Raw genomic sequence first — 7,044 nt, 5'->3', positions numbered from 1 at the left:
GTATCTACGCAGCCCCAGCCCCCCCGTCAACACCCCAGACGACAAACACGCGAAAAATCCGCGACCGGTCGATGACAGATCCTTGCGCGCAGCCCCGCGGCAGGAAGCGCATCCATCCTCGGCCGAGGGTTGGCGCAGGGTGGAGCCTCAATCTCGACACGCTGGCACTCGACATGGTCTGGATACCAGCCGACGCCATGTCCTTCGCGAGGCGCCCGCGGTGGCTGCTTGGCGTTCTTCTCGGCTCATACAGGGGATCGTTCGCGTGACGCGTGACCGCGTGAAGATCGGTGTGACCGGCGCGGCAGCGCCTGGACAGGGCTTCGACCCTCCGCTCGACCTCCTCGGGCCGGAAGCCTCGCGCATCGACCGGCGCGCCGTGAACCTCCGGTGGCTCTGCGCCAGCGCGCTGACCGGACTGTCCGGGGCAGGCCTGATCTTCGCGGCGCTGCACGTCTCGCTGCAGGGCGAGGCCTCCTTCGCGGCGATCCCCGAGATCGCCACGGTGAGCCAGCGGCCTCAGGCGAGCGAGGGCGGGACCAACACCGCACGCAAGGGAGACCGGCTGGTCCGCAGCGTGATGATCGCCTCGGCCAAGCAGAGCTACCGCGCCCCCGTGACCGTGAAGCTCGGCGATCGGGAGATCATCAAGGCCAAGCCATTCGTCCGCCTCACCGCGGGGCTCTCGCAGAGCGTGGGTCTGTACGCCAGCGACATTCCGCCCTTCGACCCGACCAAGTTCGTGTCCGACGAACCGGCCGAGCGAGCGAGCGAGACGAGTGCTGCCGACGCGCCCGGTGCGGAGGTCACGGTGGTCAAGCGCAGCCTTGCAGACGCGGCGGTCGATCCGAACGCGCCGGCCCTCGGGGACGACGCCGTCACCGCGCAGGTGGAGGAGGAGCGCCGCGTCGTCGCGGAGGCGGGCCGCCGTGCCGCGATCCCGATCGCCCCTCAGATCCTGCTCTCGCGCACCCTGCAGCCGAGCGCCCCGGCCGCGGAGCCGGGCGCGACCGGCCGCGAGGGCAACCCGTTCCGGGCGATCGAGGTACTGGTCGTGCCCGAGAACGTGACGAAGCTTGCCAAGACGGAGTTGCGTACGGGCGAGATGCCGCTCGTTGAGGAGCGCGACCTCGCCCTCGCCCGCGGCGAGACGCTGGAGGCGGCCCTGCGCGCCACGGGCTTCGCCAGCGACGAGCAGATCCGCGCCGTCGTCACAGCGCTCGGGGGCCGGACCCGCGTCGGCGCCCTCACGGAGGGGCAGCGCCTGCGGGTCCAGATCGCTCCGGGCGCCCGCCCGACCGATCCGAGGCAGGTGACGCGCGTCGTGCTCTACGGCGAGAACGGCATCGAGGGGATCGCCGCGATCAACGACCGGGCCGCCTTCGTCTCAGTCGCGCCGCCGCCGGAGGACTCGCCCTCGCGCAAGCCCCAGGCCCAGGCGGAAGCAAGCGAGGACGAGGAGGACGACGGCACCGGGCCCCGGCTCTACCAGAGCCTCTACGAGACCGCCGCCCGCCACGAGCTGCCGCGCGCCACCGTCGAGGACATCGTCCGGGTCTTCAGCTACGACCTCGACTTCCAGCGCCGGATCGGCGGCGGCGACAGCCTCGACGTGTTCTACACCTACGACGAGGATGCGGGGCAGAGCGCGGAGCGGCCGGACCTCCTCTACGCCGCGCTCAATCTCGGCGGCGAGACCCGCAAGATCTACCGCTTCCAGTCGCCGGACGACGGCGCGATCGACTACCTCGACGAGCAGGGCCGCTCGCTGAAGAAGTTCCTGATCCGCAAGCCGATCGCGGACGGCATCATGCGCTCCGGCTTCGGCTATCGGCGCCACCCGGTGCTCGGCTACGCCAAGCTCCATACCGGCGTCGACTGGTCGAACCCGATCGGCACGCCGATCGTGGCGGCCGGCAACGGCACGGTGATCAAGGCCGAGTGGGATTCGGGCTACGGACGGCGCGTCGAGATTCAGCATCTCAACGGCTACGTCACCACCTACAATCACATGTCCCGGTTCGGCCGCGGCATCAGCGCGGGGACACGGGTGCGCCAGGGGCAGGTGATCGGCTATGTCGGTTCCACCGGGCTCTCGACGGGCGCGCACCTGCACTACGAGGTGATCATCAACGGCCACTTCGTCGATCCGATGAAGATCCGCGTGCCGCGCGGGCGCGAGCTCGACGGGCGCCTGCTCGCCGAGTTCAAGCGCCAGCGTGACCAGATCGAGGCCGAGATGCTGAAGGGCAAGACCGCAACCGCGCTCGCCCAGCGCGAGACCGCCGTGCGCTAGAAGCCGGGCAAGGCGCGGCGCGCGAGGCAGGCCCGGGCCGCTCGCAGCAGCCGAAGGCTGTGCAACTCGGACAGTCTCGCCTGAAAATTGCAGCGCTGTTGAACAAACCCTGTATTCTTCGGCAGTTCACCCCGGGTATAGCCAGCACAGCTAATTGACAGGGCTTGTGCCACGGGAATGATCCTTTCCGGCGCGCGGTTCCGCGGCGCTGGCGTATCGCAGCACTGGAAGACCGCATGACGCGGCCAGACACCCTGCCCGACCGAGGGCAGCCGAATTCCGAGGGCACGGCTCTTCCCTTCGCGGCGGCCATGCAGGCCGCGCGCCTGCCTATGACGATCACCGACCCGCACCGCTCGGACAACCCGATCGTCTTCGCCAACGACGCCTTCCTGCGCCTCACCGGGTACGTGCGGAGCGAGGTCGAGGGACGCAACTGCCGCTTCCTGCAGGGCGCCGACACCGATCCGGGGGCGGCCGCCCGCATCAGGCACGCGCTCAGCGCGGGCCGCGACATCGGCCTCGACATCCTGAACTACCGCAAGGACGGCACCCCGTTCTGGAACGCCCTCTCGATCAGCCCGATCGTCTGCGGCGCCGGCCGGGTGCAGTACTTCGTCGCCACTCAGATGGACGTCACGGAGCGCCTGCACGACCTTCAGGCCCGGACCACGCTGCTGCACGAGGCCGACCACCGGGTGAAGAACACGCTGCAGATGATCGCCGCACTCGTGGCGACGCAGATGCTGGCCGTCCCCGAGGGGCCCGCGCGCGAGACGCTCGCGGCGGCGCTCCGGCGGATCGAGACGCTGGCGACTCTGCACCGGCGGCTGCACCAGTCCGACGACGTCGCCCAGGTCGCGCTCACCGACGTCGTGCAGGACATCGTGACGGACCTGCTCGGCGCGGCCGGGCGGTCGGACGTCGCGGTGACGCTCGATCTCGCGCCGATGCGCGTCCCCGCCGAGGCGGCCGCGCCGCTCGCCCTGATCGTCAACGAACTCGTCACCAACGCGCTGAAGCACGCCTTCCCGGATCGGCCGGGCCGGCTCACGGTGCGCGTCGGCTCGGCCGATGATCGGGCCGGCGCTCGCGGGATCGTCGAGGTCGTGGACGACGGGCCGGGCATGCCGACGACGGTGCCGGACGGCGCCACTTTCGGCACGACCATCGTGCGGATGCTGGCGCGCCAGCTCCGCGCCGGGCTGGACTGGGCCCCGATCGCTCCCCACGGCACCCGCGCGACCCTGACGATGCCGCCGCGCCGGCCGGACGAGGCCGCCGTCCAGGCGGCGCCCCCTGACCCTGCCCCCGCTGTCGGTCAGGCCGTGGAGAAGCCGAACTCGGCGCGCAGCCCGGCGACCGCAACGCCCTGAGCCCGCAGGTCGGCGAGCGCGGTTGAGCCGCGCGACTTGGCGAGTTTCTCGCCCTCCGCGTCGCGGATCAGACCGTGGTGGTGATAGCTGGGGCTCGGTAGCCCGAGCAGGCGCTGCAGCAGGACGTGCAGGTCGGTCGCCGCCTCGAGATCCTGGCCACGGACCACGTGGGTGATGCCCTGCGCCGCGTCGTCGTGCACGACCGCGAGATGGTAGCTCGTCGGCACGTCGCGCCGGGCGATCACCGCGTCGCCCCAGCGGGCCGGGTCGGCGGCGGCCCATCGCTCCGTGCCGTCCGGCGCGAAGGCCGCGTAGCCGTGGGGGCCGGGGGCACGGATGAGCGCCCGGCCCATGTCGAGGCGCCAGGTATGCGGGGCGCCCGCGGCGATGCGTACCAGCGCCGCAGCCGGATCGAGGCCGCGGCAGGTGCCCGGATAGAGCGGGATGCCGTCGGGATCGCGCGGGGGTTCGGTGCCGGCCGCCACCCGCTCGCGGATCTCCCCGCGGGAACAGAAGCACGGGTAGAGGAGGCCGGCCGCGGCGAGCCCGTCGCGCGCCGCGGCGTAGTCCGCCATGTGCTCGGATTGCCGGCGGACCGGGCCGGACCAGACGACGCCGAGCCAGGCGAGATCCTCGACGATCGCCGCGACCAGCTCCGGCCGCGAGCGCACCGGATCGATATCCTCGATTCTGAGCGAGAGGTGGCCGCCGAGACGCCGGGCGATCTCGGCGTTGAGCAGCGCCGAGTAGGCGTGCCCGCGGTGCAGGCGCCCGTTCGGACTCGGCGCGAAGCGGAGATGAGCCGGCGCGCTCACCCGTCGCGGCGCAGGCAGCGCAGCGCGCCGGGCGTGCAGGCGATGCCTGGCAGCGAGCAGGCCGGCCCGTCGGCGAGGCGCTGGCAGACCTGGCAGCCGTCGCTCCATTCCAGGCAGGCCCGGTCGTCGGCGGGCGCGAGGGGCTGGTGCGGCCGGGCGGCCGGCAGGAGGGCACCCAGCAGCACCGTCGCCGCGGTGAGCCCGACGATGCCCCAGGCCGCGAGCGTACCGTAGTCCCGTCCAGAGTCCGGTCGCCCGGCCGGCCGCATGGTCTGTGGGGTGGTCTGTGCCATGCGGTCCTGTTCGCCGGGCGTCGCGCTCCTGTCAACGCGCCGGGCAACGCGCGGTGGTGGGGCGCCGCTCCTCGCCCGGCCTCGCTCTCACGCCGCTCGCTCCAGGAGCGCCGGCAGCGCCTTGAGGTTCAGGGGCTTGGCCAAGAAGCCGTCGAACCCCGCCGCACGCGCCGCCCGCTCGTCCTCCCGGCCGGCGTTGGCCGTGAGTGCAACAAGGTGCAGCCGCGTCCCGGACGCCGCCTCCGCGACCCGAATGCGCCGGGCGGTCTCGTGACCGTCGAGGTTGGGCATGCGCACGTCGATGAGCGCGAGATCGAACGGGCCGGCGTCGTCGAGCCGGGCGAGCGCCTCCAGCCCGTCGGCGGCGTGCACCACCTCGGCGCCGAGCCGTTCGAGCGCGCGCGTGGCGAGCAGCGCGTTGATCGGGTTGTCCTCGGCGAGCAGGACCCGGCGGGCGCACGCTGCCCGGGCCGTGGCAGGACAGGCCGGCGCGGGCGCCGTCTCCGCCGGGCTCGGGGCGAGCAGGCGGTCGCGGAGCGAGCGGGCGCGCACGGGCTTGATCAGGTAACTGTCGAAGCCCGAGGCCGCCGGCGCCCCGAAGGCACGCCGGTCGAAGGGCGAGAGCAGGATCAGGCGGCAGCGCACGCCGTGCAGCCGCGCCGCATCCGCGAGGCGGCGCACGGCCGCGTCACCGAGCGCCCGGTCGGCGACGAGCGCGTCGAAGGGCGCTTCGGCCCCCGACAGCGCGGCGAGCCCGGCCTCCAGGCTCCCGGCCTGCACGGCGAACGCCCCCGCCCGCTCCAGCATGCGGGCCAGATAGGGCGCCTGGAACGGCGAATCGGCCACGATCAAGACCTGCCGGCCGGCCAGCGCGGGCTCGGCCGCCGTGCCGGAGGCCGGGCCCTCCGACACGGCAGCGAGCGGCAGCAGGGCCCGAAAGGTCGAACCGCGGCCGGGCGCCGAGACCGCCTCGACCCGGCCGCCCATCCGGGCCGCGAGCCGGCGGCTGATGGCGAGCCCCAGGCCGGTCCCCTCGTGACGGCGGCTCGCGCTGTCGTCGCCCTGCTCGAACTCCTCGAAGAGATGTGGCAGCCTGTCCGGCGGGATGCCCGGCCCGGTATCGGAGACCGCGAGGCAGATCCCTTCCGGCGTCCGGCTCACGGACAGACCGACGCCGCCGGAAGCCGTGAACTTCACGGCGTTGCCCGCGAGGTTGATGAGGATCTGGCGCACCCGGTCCGCGTCGCCCCGGACCGTCGCCGGCACGTCCTCGGCGATGTCGAGGGCGATCTCGAGGCCCTTGTCCTGCGCGCGCGGCGCCAGCAGCTCCACCACGCCCTCGGCGAGCGGGGCGAGCCCGAAGGGCTCCTCGGCGAGATCGAGCCGGCCCGCCTCGATGCGGGAGAAGTCGAGGATGCCGTCGATGAGCCCGAGCAGCGCCTTGCCGCTGGTGCGCACCGCCTCGACATAGGTGCGCTGCTCCGCGTCGAGCCCGGTGCCCAGGACGAGGTCGGTCATGCCCAGGATGCCGTTGAGCGGCGTGCGGAACTCGTGGCTGACGGTGGCGAGGAAGCGCGACTTGGCGACGTTGGCCGCCTCCGCCCGGGCGAGCGCGCCGTCGAGCGAGCGCACCGCCTCGACCCGACCGGTGATGTCGGTTCCGGCGCAGAGTACCTGCGAGGCCCCCTCCCCTGCCCGGCCCCCGACCGGCATCTCCACGAGGGCGAACCAGCGCGCCCGACCCGCCGCGTCCCGGATTTGCCGCTCGAAGCGGCGCACGCCGTCCGCGTCGGTGCCGACCGGCCCTTGCTCGATCACCTCGGGCTCCGCGGTCGCACCGACGAGGTCGAGCGGGTCGCGGCCGAGCAGCCGCGCGTAGCCCTCGCTCGCGAAGGTGATGCGGCCGCGCGCGTCGCGCTGGACGATGACGTCGGTGGTCGCGGCCACCAGCGCGCGGTAGCGCTCCTCGCTCTCGGCGATGCGCCGGATCCGCGCGTGCAGCTCCTCGGCGGTCGGCGTCTCGGCCCGCGGTCGGCGGCTCAGGGCGGCTCCGATCAGTGCGCCGCCCGCGAGGCCGGCCAGGACGAGCAGACCGGCGAGGACGAGATCTTGCATGCGGGCAACCCGGGCGACCCCCGCGCGAACCCGCGGGAACCCGCAGCGTGCCGCCGGATCCCTGAAGGCTCCGTCAGCGAAGGCGCTTAACCGGGGCTTGCGGCGATCGGCGAAACCGGCCCGTGAAGCGCGGGCCGGTTTCGCCGATC

The 7,044-nt window shown here is 73.2% G+C and carries 5 protein-coding genes; 2 read left to right on the top strand and 3 right to left on the bottom strand.

What is annotated here, in order from left to right; all coding sequences use genetic code 11:
- The first annotated feature begins 265 nt into the window (after window positions 1-265).
- Window positions 266-2,296, top strand: a complete 2,031-nt coding sequence (locus tag MFF54_RS27225) for a M23 family metallopeptidase (protein WP_238307314.1) — start codon at window positions 266-268, stop codon at window positions 2,294-2,296.
- Between the two features lie 236 nt (window positions 2,297-2,532).
- On the top strand, window positions 2,533-3,672 hold the full coding sequence (locus MFF54_RS27220) for a PAS domain-containing protein (RefSeq protein ID WP_238307313.1): 1,140 nt from the start codon (window positions 2,533-2,535) through the stop codon (window positions 3,670-3,672).
- Here the strand turns inward: MFF54_RS27220 and gluQRS are convergent.
- The 3 genes from gluQRS to MFF54_RS27205 all read right to left on the bottom strand — a co-directional run bounded on the left by gluQRS (window position 3,618) and on the right by MFF54_RS27205 (window position 6,895).
- A complete protein-coding gene (gene gluQRS / locus MFF54_RS27215) occupies window positions 3,618-4,487 on the bottom strand; it encodes a tRNA glutamyl-Q(34) synthetase GluQRS (RefSeq protein WP_238307312.1) in 870 nt (289 codons plus the stop codon). The two genes, MFF54_RS27220 and gluQRS, sit on opposite strands and share 55 nt — an antisense overlap.
- Window positions 4,484-4,780, bottom strand: coding sequence for a hypothetical protein (locus tag MFF54_RS27210; RefSeq protein WP_238307311.1), 297 nt, complete (start codon window positions 4,778-4,780; stop codon window positions 4,484-4,486). The genes gluQRS and MFF54_RS27210 overlap by 4 nt, the downstream gene beginning before the upstream one ends.
- 87 nt (window positions 4,781-4,867) lie before the next feature.
- On the bottom strand, window positions 4,868-6,895 hold the full coding sequence (locus tag MFF54_RS27205) for an ATP-binding protein (RefSeq protein ID WP_238307310.1): 2,028 nt from the start codon (window positions 6,893-6,895) through the stop codon (window positions 4,868-4,870).
- Between the last annotated feature and the right edge of the window lie 149 nt (window positions 6,896-7,044).

The sequence above is a fragment of the Methylobacterium gregans genome (assembly GCF_022179245.1).
In the GTDB taxonomy this organism is placed as follows: domain Bacteria; phylum Pseudomonadota; class Alphaproteobacteria; order Rhizobiales; family Beijerinckiaceae; genus Methylobacterium; species Methylobacterium gregans.
Note: the sequence above shows the minus strand (reverse complement) of the source record. Positions and strands in the feature narration are given on the sequence as shown.

What these genes read in the sequence shown, in the direction of transcription:
- MFF54_RS27220 (WP_238307313.1), top strand. Translation starts at nt 2,533, where the DNA reads ATGACGCGGCCAGACACCCTGCCCGACCGAGGGCAGCCGAATTCCGAG.
- MFF54_RS27210 (WP_238307311.1), bottom strand. Translation starts at nt 4,780, where the DNA reads ATGGCACAGACCACCCCACAGACCATGCGGCCGGCCGGGCGACCGGAC.
- MFF54_RS27205 (WP_238307310.1), bottom strand. Translation starts at nt 6,895, where the DNA reads ATGCAAGATCTCGTCCTCGCCGGTCTGCTCGTCCTGGCCGGCCTCGCG.